This window comes from Methylocella sp. (genome assembly GCF_044226135.1).
Lineage (GTDB): Bacteria > Pseudomonadota > Alphaproteobacteria > Rhizobiales > Beijerinckiaceae > Methylocapsa.
In genome coordinates, this window is sequence record NZ_JBGAHM010000034.1 from 22,316 (window position 1) to 36,912 (window position 14,597).

Annotated in this window: 17 protein-coding genes; 6 read left to right on the forward strand and 11 right to left on the reverse strand. The window is 70.4% G+C overall.

The window, feature by feature from the left end; translation table 11 throughout:
- Window positions 1-87: 87 nt before the first annotated feature.
- Window positions 88-468, forward strand: coding sequence for a 4a-hydroxytetrahydrobiopterin dehydratase (locus ACILRB_RS12950; protein ID WP_395666708.1), 381 nt, complete (start codon window positions 88-90; stop codon window positions 466-468).
- Between the two features lie 117 nt (window positions 469-585).
- A complete protein-coding gene (locus tag ACILRB_RS12955; RefSeq protein WP_395666709.1) occupies window positions 586-1,344 on the forward strand; it encodes a TSUP family transporter in 759 nt (252 codons plus the stop codon).
- A gap of 4 nt (window positions 1,345-1,348) precedes the next feature.
- On the opposite strand, the gene ACILRB_RS12960 is transcribed toward ACILRB_RS12955, so the two are convergent.
- From ACILRB_RS12960 to ACILRB_RS12975, 4 genes are all read right to left on the reverse strand, one after another.
- Complete coding sequence (locus tag ACILRB_RS12960) at window positions 1,349-2,332, reverse strand: beta-ketoacyl-ACP synthase III (RefSeq protein ID WP_395666710.1); 984 nt, start codon at window positions 2,330-2,332, stop codon at window positions 1,349-1,351.
- 200 nt (window positions 2,333-2,532) lie between these two features.
- A complete protein-coding gene (locus ACILRB_RS12965; RefSeq protein ID WP_395666711.1) occupies window positions 2,533-2,814 on the reverse strand; it encodes a hypothetical protein in 282 nt (93 codons plus the stop codon).
- 57 nt (window positions 2,815-2,871) lie between these two features.
- Window positions 2,872-3,255: a hypothetical protein gene (locus ACILRB_RS12970; RefSeq protein ID WP_395666712.1), complete on the reverse strand. Its 384-nt coding sequence runs from the start codon at window positions 3,253-3,255 to the stop codon at window positions 2,872-2,874.
- Between the two features lie 142 nt (window positions 3,256-3,397).
- Complete coding sequence (locus tag ACILRB_RS12975) at window positions 3,398-3,937, reverse strand: SH3 domain-containing protein (protein WP_395666713.1); 540 nt, start codon at window positions 3,935-3,937, stop codon at window positions 3,398-3,400.
- Between the two features lie 375 nt (window positions 3,938-4,312).
- Between ACILRB_RS12975 and ACILRB_RS12980 the strand changes: the two genes are divergently transcribed.
- Complete coding sequence (locus ACILRB_RS12980; protein WP_395666714.1) at window positions 4,313-5,308, forward strand: 2-hydroxyacid dehydrogenase; 996 nt, start codon at window positions 4,313-4,315, stop codon at window positions 5,306-5,308.
- Window positions 5,309-5,316: 8 nt separating this feature from the next.
- On the opposite strand, the gene ACILRB_RS12985 is transcribed toward ACILRB_RS12980, so the two are convergent.
- From ACILRB_RS12985 to ACILRB_RS13000, 4 genes are all read right to left on the reverse strand, one after another.
- Window positions 5,317-5,673 (reverse strand): DUF1428 domain-containing protein, encoded by a 357-nt coding sequence (locus tag ACILRB_RS12985; protein WP_395666715.1) that lies wholly within the window; start codon window positions 5,671-5,673, stop codon window positions 5,317-5,319.
- A gap of 74 nt (window positions 5,674-5,747) precedes the next feature.
- Window positions 5,748-6,641 carry an NAD(P)-dependent oxidoreductase gene (locus ACILRB_RS12990; RefSeq protein WP_395666716.1) on the reverse strand — a complete coding sequence of 298 codons (894 nt, stop codon included), beginning with the start codon at window positions 6,639-6,641 and terminating at the stop codon, window positions 5,748-5,750.
- A 16-nt stretch (window positions 6,642-6,657) separates the two neighbouring features.
- On the reverse strand, window positions 6,658-7,044 hold the full coding sequence (locus tag ACILRB_RS12995; protein WP_395666717.1) for a DUF805 domain-containing protein: 387 nt from the start codon (window positions 7,042-7,044) through the stop codon (window positions 6,658-6,660).
- Between the two features lie 31 nt (window positions 7,045-7,075).
- Complete coding sequence (locus ACILRB_RS13000; protein WP_395666718.1) at window positions 7,076-8,008, reverse strand: ketopantoate reductase family protein; 933 nt, start codon at window positions 8,006-8,008, stop codon at window positions 7,076-7,078.
- A 418-nt stretch (window positions 8,009-8,426) separates the two neighbouring features.
- Here ACILRB_RS13000 and ACILRB_RS13005 point away from each other — a divergent pair, with 418 nt between their 5' ends.
- Complete coding sequence (locus tag ACILRB_RS13005; RefSeq protein ID WP_395666719.1) at window positions 8,427-9,722, forward strand: lipopolysaccharide biosynthesis protein; 1,296 nt, start codon at window positions 8,427-8,429, stop codon at window positions 9,720-9,722.
- A 34-nt stretch (window positions 9,723-9,756) separates the two neighbouring features.
- The gene (locus ACILRB_RS13010; protein ID WP_395666720.1) at window positions 9,757-10,917 is read left to right on the forward strand and encodes a glycosyltransferase family 4 protein; all 1,161 of its coding nucleotides are present in this window, start codon (window positions 9,757-9,759) and stop codon (window positions 10,915-10,917) included.
- 6 nt (window positions 10,918-10,923) lie between these two features.
- On the opposite strand, the gene ACILRB_RS13015 is transcribed toward ACILRB_RS13010, so the two are convergent.
- The 3 genes from ACILRB_RS13015 to ACILRB_RS13025 all read right to left on the reverse strand — a co-directional run bounded on the left by ACILRB_RS13015 (window position 10,924) and on the right by ACILRB_RS13025 (window position 13,629).
- Window positions 10,924-11,196: a PepSY domain-containing protein gene (locus ACILRB_RS13015; protein WP_395666721.1), complete on the reverse strand. Its 273-nt coding sequence runs from the start codon at window positions 11,194-11,196 to the stop codon at window positions 10,924-10,926.
- A 92-nt stretch (window positions 11,197-11,288) separates the two neighbouring features.
- Entirely contained in the window at window positions 11,289-12,533 is a 1,245-nt protein-coding gene (locus ACILRB_RS13020) for an MFS transporter (RefSeq protein WP_395666722.1), read from the reverse strand.
- Between the two features lie 91 nt (window positions 12,534-12,624).
- Entirely contained in the window at window positions 12,625-13,629 is a 1,005-nt protein-coding gene (locus ACILRB_RS13025; RefSeq protein WP_395666723.1) for a DUF4105 domain-containing protein, read from the reverse strand.
- Window positions 13,630-13,818: 189 nt separating this feature from the next.
- Here ACILRB_RS13025 and ACILRB_RS13030 point away from each other — a divergent pair.
- The coding region (locus ACILRB_RS13030) for an NAD(P)/FAD-dependent oxidoreductase (protein WP_395666724.1) at window positions 13,819-14,597 on the forward strand (779 nt) is incomplete at its 3' end.

The window sequence follows — 14,597 nt, forward strand, 5'->3', positions numbered from 1 at the left end:
AACCGCGCGCCGCCGCGCGGCCGCGCATATCTTTGGGAAGATTCGCGGGCGCCGGCGCGGCGGCGCGCCCGAAACGGGAGGAAGACGATGAGCGAAACGAAGGAGCGCGTCTATGACGACGCCGAGGTCGAGGAGAAGCTTAAGGCCGAACTGCCGCGCTGGCGGCTCGAGAACGGCTGGATCCGCCGCAAATACAAGACCCATGGCTGGAAGGGCACGCTGATGGTGATCAACACGGTCGGCCATCTCGCCGAGGCCGCCTGGCACCATCCCGACGTCGCCGCCTCTTACGCCTTTGTCGAGGTCAAGCTCAAGAACCACCACGCCAAGGGGATCACCGACAAGGATTTCGAACTCGCGAAAAAGATCGAGGAGGTGGTCTGCTGGCGCCCCGGCAAGGCCGGCGGCGCGCTCGAAGGCACGCCCGAGGCCGACGCGCGCTTCGCCTATGTGAAATACGACGACTGAGCCCGGCGCGTCGCAGCGGGCTTTCGCACGGCTCGGCCCCAGGCCGCGCTTGATCGCGCGCGCCGGGCGGGCTAGGCCGCGGTCTTGCGCCGCCTTCCGCGCGCTCGTGCGGGCCTCATGTCGCCAACCCTTTTCGCCTTCTGCGTCGCCGCCGCCTTCGGGGCGGGCTTCATCGACGCCATCGCCGGCGGCGGCGGCCTCGTCACCGTCCCGGCGCTGACTCTCGCCGGGCTCGATCCGGTCTCGGCGCTCGCCACCAACAAGCTGCAAAGCGCCTTCGGCTCCGGCTCGGCCATGCGCACTTTCGTGCGGGCCGGCCATCTCGGCTGGGACGAGGCCAGGCCGGTGGCGCTGGCGGCGGCCGCCGGCGCGGTCGCCGGGGCGCTGCTCGTCTCGCATCTGCCGGTCGAATGGGTGGCGCGGGTCCTGCCTTTCGCGCTCGCCTTCGCCGCGCTCTATTTCGTGCTTTCGCCGCGCCTCTCCGACGCGCCGACGCGGCCGCGCCTGTCGCGCCGCGCGTTCCTCTGCGGCTTTATTCCCGCGGTCGGCTTTTATGACGGCGTGTTCGGCCCGGGCGCCGGCTCATTTTACATGCTGGGCTTCGTCGGCCTTCTGGGGCTTGGCGTGGTGACCGCCACGGCGCGCACCAAAGCCGCCAATTTCGCCTCGAACGTCGCCGCGCTGGCCGCGCTGGCGGCGACGGGCCATGTGGTCTGGGGGCTCGGCCTCGCCATGGGCGCGGCGCAGTTTTTCGGCGCGCGGCTCGGGGCGCGGGCGGCGATCAGGAACGGCGCGCGGCTGATCCGGCCCATGCTCGCCGGCGTCTGCCTTGCGGTCGCGGCGAAGCTGGCGCTCTCGCAATGGGGGATTTTCTAGCGGGTCACCAGCGCATCAGCCCCGCCCCCCAGGCCATGCCGGCGCCGATCGCCATCATGGCGATGAGGTCGCCCTGTTTCAGCCGCCCGGCGCGATTGGCCTCGTCGAGCGAGATCGGCAGCGAGGCGCTCGAGGTGTTGCCGTAGCGGTCGAGATTGACCCAGCATTTCTCCATCGGCACGCCGAGCCGCTCGAGCGCGGCCTCGACGATGCGCAGATTGGCCTGGTGCGAGACCACATGGTCGATGTCGCCGACGCCGAGCCCGTTCGCAGACAGCGCCTCCTCGATGGCGAGCGGCAGCACGCGCAGGGCGTATTTATAGACCTCGCGCCCGTTCATGTGCACCTTGTCGAGCTTGCGTTCGAGCATGTCGACCGAGGGCGGGGTGCGGCTGCCGCCGCCCGGAATGTTCAGAATGTCGGCGGCGGCGCCGTCGCTGTGCAGATGGATCGAGAGCAGCCCTCGCGCGGAATCCTCGGTCGGGCCGAGCACCATGGCTCCGGCGGCGTCGCCGAACAGCACGCAGGTGTTGCGGTCGGTCCAGTCGACGAGGCGGCTTAAAAGCTCCGCGCCGATGACCAGCGCGCGCCGCGCGCCGCCGGTGGCGATGAAACGGTCGGCGATCGAGAGGCCGTAGAGCGAGCCGGCGCAGGCGGCGGCGACGTCGAAGGCGAAGGCGTTGCGCGCGCCGAGCTTCGCCTGCACCAGCGCGGCGCAGGAGGGCAGGGGCATGTCGGCCGAGATCGTGCCGACGATGATCATGTCGAGCTCTTCGGGCGCGCAGCCGGCCATGGCCAGCGCGTGGCGGGCGGCGACCACCGCCATGTCGGAGGTGTCCTCGCCCTCGGCGGCGATGCGGCGCTCCCGGATGCCCGTGCGCGACACGATCCATTCGTCGCTCGTGGCGACAAGCGCCTCGAGGTCGCGGTTGGTCAGGACGCGCTTTGGCGCATAGGCGCCCGTTCCCAAGATCTGGCTGTAGGTCAACCGCTTCCCTTCGCTGCGTCTTTCGAGCGACAGGGATAAGCCGAAACGGCGCCGTTGGACAGAGACGAGACGGCCCGCGGCCCCGCGCATGGGCGGGGCCGCATCACATTTCCTTCACAGATTGAAAGCTTCGCTCCGCCCCGGCCCGCTTCGGCCAGACGACTTCGGCCAGACGACAGGGTCAGCCTGGCGGCCGGGCCCTAGACGCGCGCCGCGCGCTTGCGGCGGGCCGCCGCCTGCGCCGCCTCGACCTCGTCGAGCGCATAGGTCTTCTGCAGAAAGTCGATCGTCCCGCGCGCGGCGCGCAGGGAGTTGTTGTCGACGCGGGGCCGCACCGCCGCGACGGTCCAGTTGGCCGCGCCGCCGCAGGTCTCGCGCGGCTGGACAAGGACTTCGTTCACTCCCTCAAAACCCTGGCAGCGCCTGAGCGTCTCGAGACAGACGGACTGAAGCTGCGCGAAAGAACAGACGGCGCGGTTCATTTGAAGCTCCGGTGACGTTGATCGCGAGGCGGCGCGGAGGCGTCGGCCCGCCGGCGGTCAGCGCCGCGCGTGCGCGAGATAGCCGATGAGATAGCCGACCCCGGCCGCCGCCAGCACGGCGACGACGGGCTGGCGTGCGAGGCTTGAGCTCGCCTGCGCATAGGCCCGCCCGCCGACCTCGCGCACGGCCGCGCCGGCGTCCTCGGCGACGTCGCCCGCGCGCCCGGCGAGCGCGCCGGCGGTTTCGCCCGCGGCGGCGGCGCCGGCCCTGGCGCGGTCGCGCAGCGACTCGAATTTTTCAGCCGCGGCGCTCTTCAGCTCGTCGAGCCTCTCGCCGGCGCGGCCCTTCAGCTCGTCCGCCTTGTCGGAGGCCGCGTCGATCATCCGGGCGCCGGCCTCGGCCGCGCGCTCGCCGTCCTGTCCGATGTCATAAGAGGCCATAAGTCGATCCCATGCCTTGATTTTGCGCATGGCGAACGCACGGGGCCGCGAACTGTTCCTTGCGGCGGCGCGGCCGAACGGCGCCTCGCGAGGGCCGCCGGGCCGCCGGGCCGCCGGGCCTCCGGCGCGGGGCGGGAGCGTCCTAGTCGATCTTCTCGCCGGGGTAGACGCCCCAGAGGTCGCCCTCCGCGACATAGCCCTTGAAGCCCTCGCCCCAGACGCGGCACCAGGCGCCGTCGCAGCTCTTGACGTTGGCGATGACGTTGGGCTGAAGCATGGCCCTGACCGCCCCATGCCCGCCCGGCGCGTCATAGACGCGCGTCTCGACGCCCTTTTCCTTCTTCCAGGGCGTGACCAGCGCCGTGCGGCGCCCCGACAGCAGCGAATGCAGCACCCAGCCCTCCGAGCCCTCGGAGTCGCGGATGCGGCGCCAGACGTCGAATTCGGCGGTGATCTCGACGGGCAGGCCGGCGCGCAGGAACACCCAGCTCGTGCGATGCTCCTTCGAGGGGCCTTCGCGCAGATTGACCCGGTCCGACTTGAGGCTGACATAGCGCGGGATCGGCAGGCCGCTCACCTGACCGACCGGCTGGCCCGCCGCCTCGCCGGCCGGCGCGGCGCGGGCGGACGAAGACGCGCCGGGCAGGCCCGTCAGGGCCAGGGCCGCCAGAGCGAGGGCCATGAAACCGGGGGCCATGAAACCTCGGGCCATGAAACCTCGAGCCATGAAATCACGCGCACGGAAAGGCGCGCGGAAAGGCGCGCGGCGGACGCGGCGAAAAAACAGGCAGCGGGGCGGGGCGGCCTCTTGCTCCGCAAACCGTGATCCTGCGGTCCCGCCGCCTCGCACGCTCATCGCCGTCATCAGTCGCATCTCCGAAGCGGGGGGCCCGGCGCGGCCGGCGTCCTTGTCTTTGACCGGCCATCTGCTACGAAAGCCCGAAGGCCGCAAGCGCGCGCCGCCGATGCGTCGTTTCTGCGCCGCTCATGGTTAAGGCAGGGTGAAAGCGCGTCGGGCCGTCCGGGACCGCGCCTTTTCTGGGGACGAATGGACAGCATGGACCGCACGACGCCTCTCGTCATCGTCACGCGCAAATTGCCAGACGTCGTCGAGGCGCGCATGCGCGAGCTGTTCGACGCGACGCTCAATCTCGACGACCGGCCGATGAGCCGGGCCGAACTCGCCGAAGCGATGTCGCGGGCCGACGTGCTGGTGCCGACCGTGACCGACCGGATCGACGCCGAGCTGATCCGCCACGCCGGGCCGCAGCTCAAGCTCGTCGCCAATTTCGGCAATGGCGTCGACAACATCGACGTTTCGGCCGCGGCCGAACGCGGGCTCGTCGTCACCAACACGCCGGGCGTGCTCACCGAGGACACGGCCGACATGACCATGGCGCTGATCCTCGCCGTGGCGCGGCGCGTGGTCGAGGGCGCGAAGGCCATTCCCTCGGGCGAGTGGACCGGCTGGGCGCCGACCTGGATGCTCGGGCGGCGCATCACCGGCAAGAGGCTCGGCGTCGTCGGCATGGGCCGCATCGGCCAGGCGCTGGCGCGCCGCGCGCGCGCCTTCGGCCTCGAAATCCATTACCACAACCGCCGCAGGGTCCCGGCCGCCGTCGAGGAGCAGCTCGAGGCGACCTATTGGGAGTCGCTCGACCAGATGCTGGCGCGCATGGACGTCGTGTCGGTCAACTGCCCGCACACCCCGGCGACCTATCATCTGCTCTCGGCGCGCCGGCTCAAATACCTGCGCCCGCACGCGATTCTGGTGAACACGGCGCGCGGCGAGATCATCGACGAGGCGGCGCTGACCAAGATGCTCGAGACGGGCGAGCTCGGCGGCGCCGGTCTCGACGTGTTCGAGCACGAGCCCGCCGTGTCGAAGCGGCTGATGAGGCTCGCCGAAGCCGGCAAGGTCACGCTGCTGCCGCACATGGGCTCGGCGACGACCGAAGGCCGCATCGAGATGGGCGAGAAGGTCGTCATCAATGTGAAGACCTTTCTCGACGGCCACCGTCCGCCCGACCGGGTGCTGCCCTCGATGCTGTGAGCGGCGGCTTACGGCGCGCCGACGATCGGCGTGAAGCCGCCGAAGATCAGGCGCCTGCCGTCGAACGGCATGTTCGCCATGTCGTCCTTGAGGCGCGGGTCGGCCATGACTTTGGCGTTGACGGCGTCGCGCGCCTCGCGCGTCTCATAGACGATCCATGAGAAGGCGACCGTCTCGTCCTGCGTCGCCAGCACGGCGCGCGGAAAGGACGTCAGTTCGCCATGGGGCGCGTCGTCGGCGAGGCATTCGACGACGGCGAGCGCCCCATGTTCCTTCCAGATCGCCGCGGCCTTCGCCGCGAGCGTCCTGTAGTCGTCGATCCGGTTTTTGGGGACGGGGACGATGAAGCCGTCGACATAAGCCATTTCCTGCGCGCCTCGACCTGTTTCAGCTGCGGGGAAACGCGCGGGCGCGGCTTTCGCCGCCGCGCCCGGCCGGCTCAGGAGGTTTTTTTTCCAACGCCCGCGTCCTCGGCCGCGCGGCGCGCGATCGCCGACCAGTCGAGCCCGGCCTCGCCCGCCGCGAGCGAGGCGAGGAAACGGTCGCGCAGGATCGAGGCGAAGGGCAGCGGCGCGGCGAGCGCCTCCCCGGCCTGAAGCAGAAGCCGGTTGTCCTTGAGGCCGAGCGGCAGGGCGAAGCCCGGCGGCGACACGGCGTCGTCGAGGATCAGCGCGCCATAGGTTTTGTAGACCGGCGCGGCGAACAGCGTCTCGGTGAACAGCTCATAAAGCTTTCTCGGCTCGACCCCGCCCTTCTGCGCCAGCGCGAAAACCTCGGCGAGCCCCTCGATGACGCAGGTGATGAGGAAATTGCCCGACAGCTTGACGAGATTGGCGTCGGGAGCGGCCTCGCCCATGACGAACACGCGCTGGCTCATGGCCTCGAGCGCCGGACGGACCCGTTCGAGCGTCTCGGGCGGCCCGGCCGCGGCGACGAACAGCTTTTGCGCCGCCGCCGCCTCGGGGCGGCCGAACACGGGCGCGGCGGCGTAGCCCTGTCCGCGCGCGGCGTGGGCTGCGGCGAGCTCGGCCGACAGCGCGACCGAGATGGTGCTCATCGAGACATGGACCGCGCCTTCATCGAGGCCCTCGGCCAGACCGTCGGCGCCGAGCGCGACGGCGCGCAGCGCGGCGTCGTCGGCGAGCATGGTGAACACGGCCCCGGCCCCGCGCGCGGCTTCGGCCGGGGTCGCGGCCGTCCGCGCGCCGGCGGCGGCGAGCGGCGCGCAGGCGCCGGGCGAGCGGTTCCAGACCGTGACCGCGAAGCCATGGCGCAGGAGCAGGCCGGCCATGGCCGAGCCCATCCGGCCAAGCCCGAGAAAGGCGACGCGCATCTTCCGCTCCATCGGGTCAGCCAAGGATCGGCGTCTCGGGCGCGGGCGGGCCGAAGCGGTTCGGCAGCGCCTCGCCGCGCTGGGCGTAGAAGAACACGAGCAGAATGATCCCGACGCCCGAAATCATCAGGAGCTGCCACCAGCCGGTGCGGTCGATGTCGTGCAGGCGGCGCACGCCGACGGCGACGAGCGGCAGGAACTGCGCGAGCTCGGCCAGCGCCAGGAACAGTCCCGGCCCTTCGCGGCCCATGCCGAACACCCGGTCAAGGAGGCCGGCCGCGAGGCAGATGAGGACATAGACGATGACGAAGCGCCAGAATTCGGCGCGCGTCGCCCGGCCGGTGAAGTCGGCGTATCTGCGGAAGCTCGCGACATAAGACGCCCAGATGGCCTGCGTGTTCATGGCAACCCTCGTGAAGCCCGTGGATGATGGATCAGAGTCTGGCCTCGCGCGCCTTGCGCGCGTCATAGGATTTCAGATTGGCGTAGGCGATGCGCAGCAGCGAGCGCGGGTCCGGCTCGGCCTTCGCGCGCCGCAGCAGGTCGCCGAGGATATGGTCGGCCTCGGTTCGCCCGCCCTTCTCGACGTCGCGCAGCATGGAGGCGACGAAGGCCGAGCCCTTGGCCGTCAGCATGGCGCGCCCGCGCGCGATCGCGGCCTCGCGCGGGGGATAGCCGTTGGCGCCGGCGACGCCCGCGCATTCGTCGAGAATTCCGACCGCGAGGTCCGAGGCGCCGGCCGCCTCCATGTCTCCGGCGGCGGCCCGCATCAGGCAGGTGATTCCGGCCGCGGCGGCGATGAAGCTCCATTTCTCCCACATTTCGAGCATGATCCGGTCGCTGCGCCGCGCGTCGAAGCCCGCGCCCGCCAGCGCCGCGTCGAGCGCCGCGGCGGGCTCGGCCTGCGCCGCCTCGCGGGGGCCGTAGGACAGGCTGTGAAAGTCGCCGAAATGCAGGATGCGCCCCTCGGCGTCGAGCGTCGTCGAGATGGAGCAGAGGCCGCCGAGCGACGCGGCCGCGCCGAAGCGCGCGTCGAGCGCGTCGAGGTGGCGCATGCCGTTGAGCAGCGGCAGGACCAGGGTGCGCGCGCCGACCGCCGGCGCGAAGCCCTCGATCGCGCCGTCAAGGTCGTAGGCCTTGCACGACAGCAGGACGACGTCGAACGTCCCGGGGACGCGCTCGGCCGAAATGAGCGGCGGCTTGCGGATTTCGACGTCGCCCAGCGCGCTCTTGACGACGAGGCCGGTCTTTTCGAGCTGGCGGGCGCGGCCCGGACGCACCAGAAAGCTGACGTCGCGCCCGGCGGCGAGAAGACGGGCGCCGAAATAGCCGCCGATGGCGCCGGCGCCGACCACAAGAATGCGCATGGAGACCCCTTGAGCCGGACGGCGCGGGAATCGACGCCGCCGCGCGCGAAGCTTAGTGCGGAACGCGCCGGTGTGAAACGCCCTGACGCCGGCGCGCCGCGGCCGCGCCCGGCGCAGGTCTTGCTTATGAAGGCGCCGGCGCAGGTCTTGCTAATGAAGACGCCGGCGCAAGTCTTGCTAATGCAGACAGGGGCCGGGACGCGCCCGCGCGCGCTTTGCGAGACGAAACGCCGCAGCCGGTTTCTTTCCCGGAGACGAACGCCCGACTAGTCGCGGCCCTGCGCGCAAAAGCAGGGTCAAACGCGCCGGCGCGCGCTGCGATTGCGGGGTCAAACCTTGACTTGAACCAAACCTTGACTTGAACAGGGCCGCGCCCTAACGCTGCGGCTCATATCTGCACGACGACTTGTGGCGGCCCATGCTTCGCAGAATCATTCTCGGCCTCGGCGCCAACGCCTTCGGCCAGGCCGTCACCATCGCCATCCAGCTCTTTTCGCTTCCGCTCTTCCTGTATTTCTGGGACCCGGCGCGCTACGGCTCGTGGCTCCTGCTGTCGGCCATCCCGGCCTATGTGATGATGGCCGACGTCGGCATGGTGACGGCCGCCGGCAACAAGATGGCGATGGCGATCGGCCGCGCCGACGTCGCCGAGGCGAATCGCGTCTATCAGAGCGCCCAGCTGTTCATGACCATCGTCTGCGGCGGCCTCGCGCTCATCCTCGCGCCCGCCGTCCTGCTGCTGCCGCTGCCGAGCTACATGACCATGGACATGCGCGTCGCCCTCGCCGCGCTGCTCTGCGGCGTGCTGACGGCGCTCTATGGCGGGCTCGCCGAGGCGGCGTTCCGGGCGACCGGGCGCTACGCCGTCGGCACCATGCTCGGCCAGATCGCCCGCCTCGCCGAATTCGCCGGCTACATGCTGGGGCTCGCGCTGTTTCGCACCTTCTCGGGCGTCGCGCTGACCGGCTTTCTCGGGCGGGCGATCGGCGCCGGCGTCACCACCTGGCTCAGCCAGCGCGACAGCCAGGGCCTGCGCCTCGGCTTTTCGGCGGCGAGCAGGGAGGAGCTGAAAAGCATCATTCGGCCGGCGCTCTCCTTCATGGTCTTTCCGATCGCCAACGCGCTGAGCTTCCAGGGCGTCACGCTGCTCGTCGGGGCGTTGTCGGGAACGACCGCGGTCGCCCTGTTCAACACCTATCGCACGATCGCCCGCATCGCGGTGCAGGTCACCGCCATGTTCAGCCATGCGCTCGGCCCGGAGTTTTCGCGCCTTTACGGCGAAGGCGGCGCGGCCGCCGTGCGCCGCCTGTACCAGCGCTCGGCGGCGCTCAGCGCGGCGCAGTCGGCGGCGCTCAGCCTCATTCTCTATTTCGTCGCGCCGTTTCTGCTCGAAGTCTGGACGCACGGGCGCATCCCCTTCGTTCCCGGCGTCATGGCCTGGCTGCTCGCCTACGCCGCGGTCGGCGGAATCTGGCATGTGCCGCGCATCTTCCTGATGTCGACGAACCGGCATATCGGCCTCTCCGGCTGGTCGTTCGTCGCCGCCCTTTTGAGCGTCGTCGTCGCCTTCGGGCTTGGCCACGTCCTTGGCGGCGTCGAAGGCGCGGCGATCGGCATGTTCCTGTCCGAGGCGTTCATCGCCTGCGTATGCGTCTATATCGCGCGTCTTGTCTTGCGTGAGGCCGACCCCGGCGCGCCGGCCGAGCCGTTCTGACGTGTCCTTTCCAGCGCCGACGGGAGCCCTCCGCTTGAAAGTCGCCCTTTCGACCATCGGCAAGTTCCACACCTTCGACCTCGCCCGCGAGCTTTTCGCACGCGGCGCGCTGGCCGGCGTTTCGACCGGCTACCCGACCTTCAAGCTGAAGAACGAGAAAATACCGCCCGAGCTGATCGCGAGCTTCCCGCTGGTGCATGGCGCCTATATGGCGTTCCCGTGGAAGGACCGCGCGCCCGAGGCGCTGATGCGCCTGTGGGAGCGGCTCGACGCGGCGAGCTTTTCCCTGTTCGCCGCCGCGAAGCTGCCGCCCTGCGACGTCTATGTCGGGCTTTCAGGCTCGGCGCTGCGCGCCGGGCGCAAGGCCAAGGCGCGCGGCGCGGCCTATGTGTGCGACCGCGGCTCCTCGCACATCAGGGCGCAGGACCGGCTGCTGCGCGAAGAATCCGCGCTGTGGGGCTTGCCCCTCTCGGGGGTCGATCCGCATGTGGTCGACGTCGAGGAGGCCGAATACGCCGAGGCCGACCGCGTCACCGTGCCCTCCAAATTCGCCTGGCGGACCTTCGTCGAGAACGGCGTCGCGCCCCAGAAGCTCCGCCTCCTGCGCTACGGCGTCGACCTCTCGCGCTTTTCGCCCGCCGGCGCGCCGGACAGGGAGCGGTTCGACGTGCTGTTCGTCGGCGCGATGAGCCTGCGCAAGGGCGTGCCCTATCTGCTTCAGGCGTTCTCGAAGCTCGCCCATCCGAAGAAGAGCCTGAGCTTCGTCGGCGCGGTCGACCAGCCGCTCGTCGACCTCATGCGCGCCCGCGGCCTGTGGCCGGAGGAGGCGCGGCTCGTCGGCCACATGCCGCAGGAGACGCTGAAGGGCGTGATGAGCCGGAGCCACGTCATGGTCCTGCCGAGCGTCGAGGACGGCTATGGCGTCGTGCTGGCGCAGGCGATGGCCTGCGGCTGCCCGGTGATCGGCAGCCAGAACACCGGCGCGCCCGACCTCGTCGAGGACGGCGCGGACGGCTATGTGACGCCGATCCGCGACGTCGACGCGCTGGCCGAGCGCATGCAGCGCCTCGCCGACGATCAGGACCTTCGCGCCGCCATGGGGGCGAAGGCGATCGAGAAGGTGAAAGGCTTCGGCGGCTGGCGCGACTATGGCGACGAGGCGATGAAGATCTATGGCGAGCTTCTGGCGCGCTGAGCGCGCCTACACATCGTCGTCGGTCATGGGCTTCTGCTGGCGGATCTCGCCCGTTTTGGGGTCGGCCGCGAATGTGACGATGGCCCCGTCCCTGATCGCGAGCCCTTCCCACTGGCCGTCGTCAGCTTTGAGAAGCACGGACGAGAAGCCCTCGTCCTGAAGCTTCGCCTTGACGGCGTCCCGGCTCATCCAGTCGGCGCCGGGCGCGTCGCCGGCGAAGGCTGGGCCGGCCGCCGCTGCGACGAAGACGACGCCGGCGGCGAGAAGGCGGTTCAGCATGGCGGTCTCCTGGCGTTGGCTTGCTCTGTGGCGCCGGCGTTGGCATAAGGCCGGCCACGCCGGCTTGACGCGCACAACGCGCCAAAACGCCGTCAGTTCGCGTCAGCCCGCGCCTCGCCATGGGCGGCTCCTTCCGGGCCCGCAGCGGGGAGAGCCGGCGCAGCGCGGCGGCGGACGCGACGATCGAGCCAGACCGAGGCGCAGAACACGCCGAAGCCGCCGAGCGCGAAGCCGAGCCCGACCGGCCCCGTCGCGCGCCAGCCGAGCCCCGCCGCGACGGCGAGCCCGCCGACATAGGCGCCGAGCGCGTTGGCGACGTTGAAGGCCGAATGGTTGAGCGCGGCGGCGAGCGTCTGGGCGTCGCCCGCGACGTCCATCAGCCGCGTCTGCACGGCGGGCACGATCGCGAAGGCCGTGCCGATCAGGAACAGGTTCGCGACCGCCGTGGCCGGGGTCGTCGAGCCGAAATAGAACAGCCCGAGCATGGCCGCGTTCCACAGCAGGCCGAGGCCGATGGTCGGCATCAGCGCGCGGTCGGCGAGCCGCGCGCCGGCGAGGTTGCCGGCGATCATGCCCGCGCCGAAGGCGCAGAGCGCGAAGGGCACGATCCGTTCAGGCACGCCGGCGACCTCGGTCAGCGTCGGCGTGACATAGCTGAAGGTCGCGAACATGCCGCCCGAGCCGATCGCGCCGATCCCGAGCGTCAGCCAGACCTGCGGCCTGGCGAAGGCGGTCAGTTCGCGCAGCGGGCTCGCGTCGGGGTCGGTCCCGTCGTCCGGGACGAACAGGAAGACGAGCAGCGCGGCGAGCGCGCCGATCGCGCCGAACACGACGAAGGCCGCGCGCCAGCCGAGGGTCTGGCCGATCGCCGTCGTCAGCGGCGCGCCGACGAGGGTCGCGGCGGTGAGGCCGAGCATCACGCGCCCGACCGCGCGGGCGCGATGGGCCGGCCCTGCGAGATCGGCCGCGACCAGCGAGGCGACGCCGAAATAGGCGCCATGCGGCAGGCCGGACAGAAAGCGCAGGCCCATCAGCGAGGCGTAGCCCGGCGCGAGCGCGCTCAAGACGTTGCCGAGCGCGAACGCCCCCATCAGCGCCAGCAGCATGACGCGGCGCTCGACGCGCGCGAAGACCGCCGTGATGAGCGGCGCGCCGACGACGACGCCAAGCGCATAGGCGCTGATGAGATGGCCCGCCGTGGTCGTTTCGACGTCGACGCCGCGGGCGATGTCGGGCAGGAGCCCCATGGCGGCGAATTCGCCGGCGCCGATGCCGAAGCCGCCCACGGCGAGGGCGAATTCGACGAGGCCGGTCCGGGTCCGGTCGGGAGGGGTCAAGCGGAGGCTCCGTGGCGCTGCGTCGCCATGCGGCGGCGGCGTCGCAATCCTTGCGCCTGCGCCGCGCGTTTCTGGCGCGGTCGCGAAAAATTCAGCGGTTGGGGTCTGGCGTGTTCTCGCGCAGGCGCGCGCCGAAGTCCTGTTCCGAAAGGCCGGAGCGGATGCGGTCGGTGACGAAGGCGCGGCGGATCAGCTCGTCGAGCGGAAGGCGCGTGTCGACGAGGTTGTGGTCGTAAAAAAAGCCCGGCAGAAAGCCGTTGAGCACGACGCGCCAGTCCGTGGGAAAGTTCGGAAACAGGCTCTGGATCATCACGAAGATGGTCGAATTGCAGTTCGCCGTCAGCGTGTTGTAGAATTTCGGATGGATCGCGAGCGCGTTCGCCTCGCGGACATATTCGAGCAGGATCTTGCGCGCCTGCGCCCGGTCGAGCCGCAGCCGGAACAGCCGCACGTCCTCGTCGCGCGCCTTGCGCAGGAAAAGATAGTCGCGCTCGTCGCCGGCGAGGAAGACGAGCTCGAACTTCCGGAAGAATCCGCCGAGCGCCGAGAAAGACTCGTGCCGCTCGGGACGGATCTCGATCGAAAACAGCAGGTGGCGCCCGTCGGAGAAGCCGAAGCTGACCATGGAATGGGCGATCAGCGGCCCCATGAAATAGACGAGATAGAAATCCGCGCCTTCGAGCGTCGACAGGTCGTAGCTGCGCTCCTCCCAGTTCTCGTCGAAGTCGTCCGGGCTGCGCCACGAAAAATTGCGCACGTTTTCGAGCGTCAGCGTGTCGCCGCGCAGCACGCCGGTGACGCCATGGGCGACGTCGGGGGCGAAGTCGCGGTCGTTCGAGGGCTGGATCGTGCTCCACCACAGCAGCAGGCCGAGAAAGGCCGCGCCATAGGCGACGAGCGCGTTGCGCAGCCTGCGCGCGAAAAGGCCCGCGAGCGCGAGCGCCGCGACAAGCGCGAAGGCGGCGATGACGCCAAGCCGCGGCCCCGCCGCGAGCGGCAGCTGGAACCACAGCGCGAGCGCGCCCCAGAGGCCTGAAAGAAACACGGCCGGAACGGCCAGCGTGAAGACAACAAGGCGGACGAAGCGGCGCGGCATGGGCTCTCCTGTCGCCGCCGTTTCGCCGACTCCGCGGCGAGGCTCGACCTTCGCCGCAGAGTTAGCAAAACAGCCGCGCCGCGCAAAGCCGCCCGGCGTGGCGCGAAGGCTGCTTGCCTGCGCCGGCGCTAGGACCTATGGCGTATCCGGGCGGCGAGGCGACGCCGCCGCGCTCAGAAGGAGGCGGCTTTGACCGAGGCGAACGCTCTGCATCATGTCGTGGTCGTCGGCGCGGGCTTCGGCGGGCTGCACGCCGTGCAGAAGCTCAAGGGCGCGCCGGTGCGCATCACCATTCTCGACCGGCGCAACCACCATCTGTTCCAGCCGCTGCTCTATCAGGTGGCGACGACCTCGCTCGCGACCTCCGACATCGCCTGGCCGGTGCGCCATCTGATGACGCGGCGCAAGGAGGTGACGACGCTGCTCGCCTCCGTCGCCGGGATCGACGCCGGCGCGAGGATCGTGCGGTTCGAGGACGGCGGCGAACTCTCCTATGACACGCTGATTCTGGCGACCGGCGCGCGCCACGCCTATTTCGGGCATGACGAATGGGAGCCCTTCGCGCCGGGCCTCAAGACGCTCGAGGACGCGACCACCATCAGGCGGCGCATCCTGCTCGCCTTCGAGCGCGCCGAGCGCGAGACGGACCCCGCGACGCGCCAGGCGCTGCTCACGTTCGTCATCATCGGCGCAGGCCCGACGGGCGTCGAGCTCGCCGGCACGATCGGCGAGCTCGCGCATCAAAATCTCGCCGCCGACTTCCGCAACATCGACACGCGCAAGTCGCGCGTCGTGCTGATCGAGGCCGGCCCGCGCATCCTGCCGGGCTTCACCGAGGATCTCTCGGCCTACGCCCAGACGGCGCTGGAGCGGCTCGGCGTCGAGGTGCGCGTCGGCGCGCCGGTCTCGGACTGCACGCGCGAGGGCGTCGTGTTCGGCGGCGAAACCCTGCCGGCGCGCACCATTTT

Excerpts from the sequence above, each read along its gene's own strand:
- ACILRB_RS12950 (WP_395666708.1), top strand. The coding sequence starts at position 88 with ATGAGCGAAACGAAGGAGCGCGTCTATGACGACGCCGAGGTCGAGGAG.
- ACILRB_RS12955 (WP_395666709.1), top strand. The coding sequence starts at position 586 with ATGTCGCCAACCCTTTTCGCCTTCTGCGTCGCCGCCGCCTTCGGGGCG.
- ACILRB_RS12965 (WP_395666711.1), bottom strand. The coding sequence starts at position 2,814 with ATGAACCGCGCCGTCTGTTCTTTCGCGCAGCTTCAGTCCGTCTGTCTC.
- ACILRB_RS12970 (WP_395666712.1), bottom strand. The coding sequence starts at position 3,255 with ATGGCCTCTTATGACATCGGACAGGACGGCGAGCGCGCGGCCGAGGCC.
- ACILRB_RS12975 (WP_395666713.1), bottom strand. The coding sequence starts at position 3,937 with ATGGCCCTCGCTCTGGCGGCCCTGGCCCTGACGGGCCTGCCCGGCGCG.
- ACILRB_RS12980 (WP_395666714.1), top strand. The coding sequence starts at position 4,313 with ATGGACCGCACGACGCCTCTCGTCATCGTCACGCGCAAATTGCCAGAC.
- ACILRB_RS12985 (WP_395666715.1), bottom strand. The coding sequence starts at position 5,673 with ATGGCTTATGTCGACGGCTTCATCGTCCCCGTCCCCAAAAACCGGATC.
- ACILRB_RS12990 (WP_395666716.1), bottom strand. The coding sequence starts at position 6,641 with ATGCGCGTCGCCTTTCTCGGGCTTGGCCGGATGGGCTCGGCCATGGCC.
- ACILRB_RS12995 (WP_395666717.1), bottom strand. The coding sequence starts at position 7,044 with ATGAACACGCAGGCCATCTGGGCGTCTTATGTCGCGAGCTTCCGCAGA.
- ACILRB_RS13000 (WP_395666718.1), bottom strand. The coding sequence starts at position 8,008 with ATGCGCATTCTTGTGGTCGGCGCCGGCGCCATCGGCGGCTATTTCGGC.
- ACILRB_RS13005 (WP_395666719.1), top strand. The coding sequence starts at position 8,427 with ATGCTTCGCAGAATCATTCTCGGCCTCGGCGCCAACGCCTTCGGCCAG.
- ACILRB_RS13015 (WP_395666721.1), bottom strand. The coding sequence starts at position 11,196 with ATGCTGAACCGCCTTCTCGCCGCCGGCGTCGTCTTCGTCGCAGCGGCG.
- ACILRB_RS13025 (WP_395666723.1), bottom strand. The coding sequence starts at position 13,629 with ATGCCGCGCCGCTTCGTCCGCCTTGTTGTCTTCACGCTGGCCGTTCCG.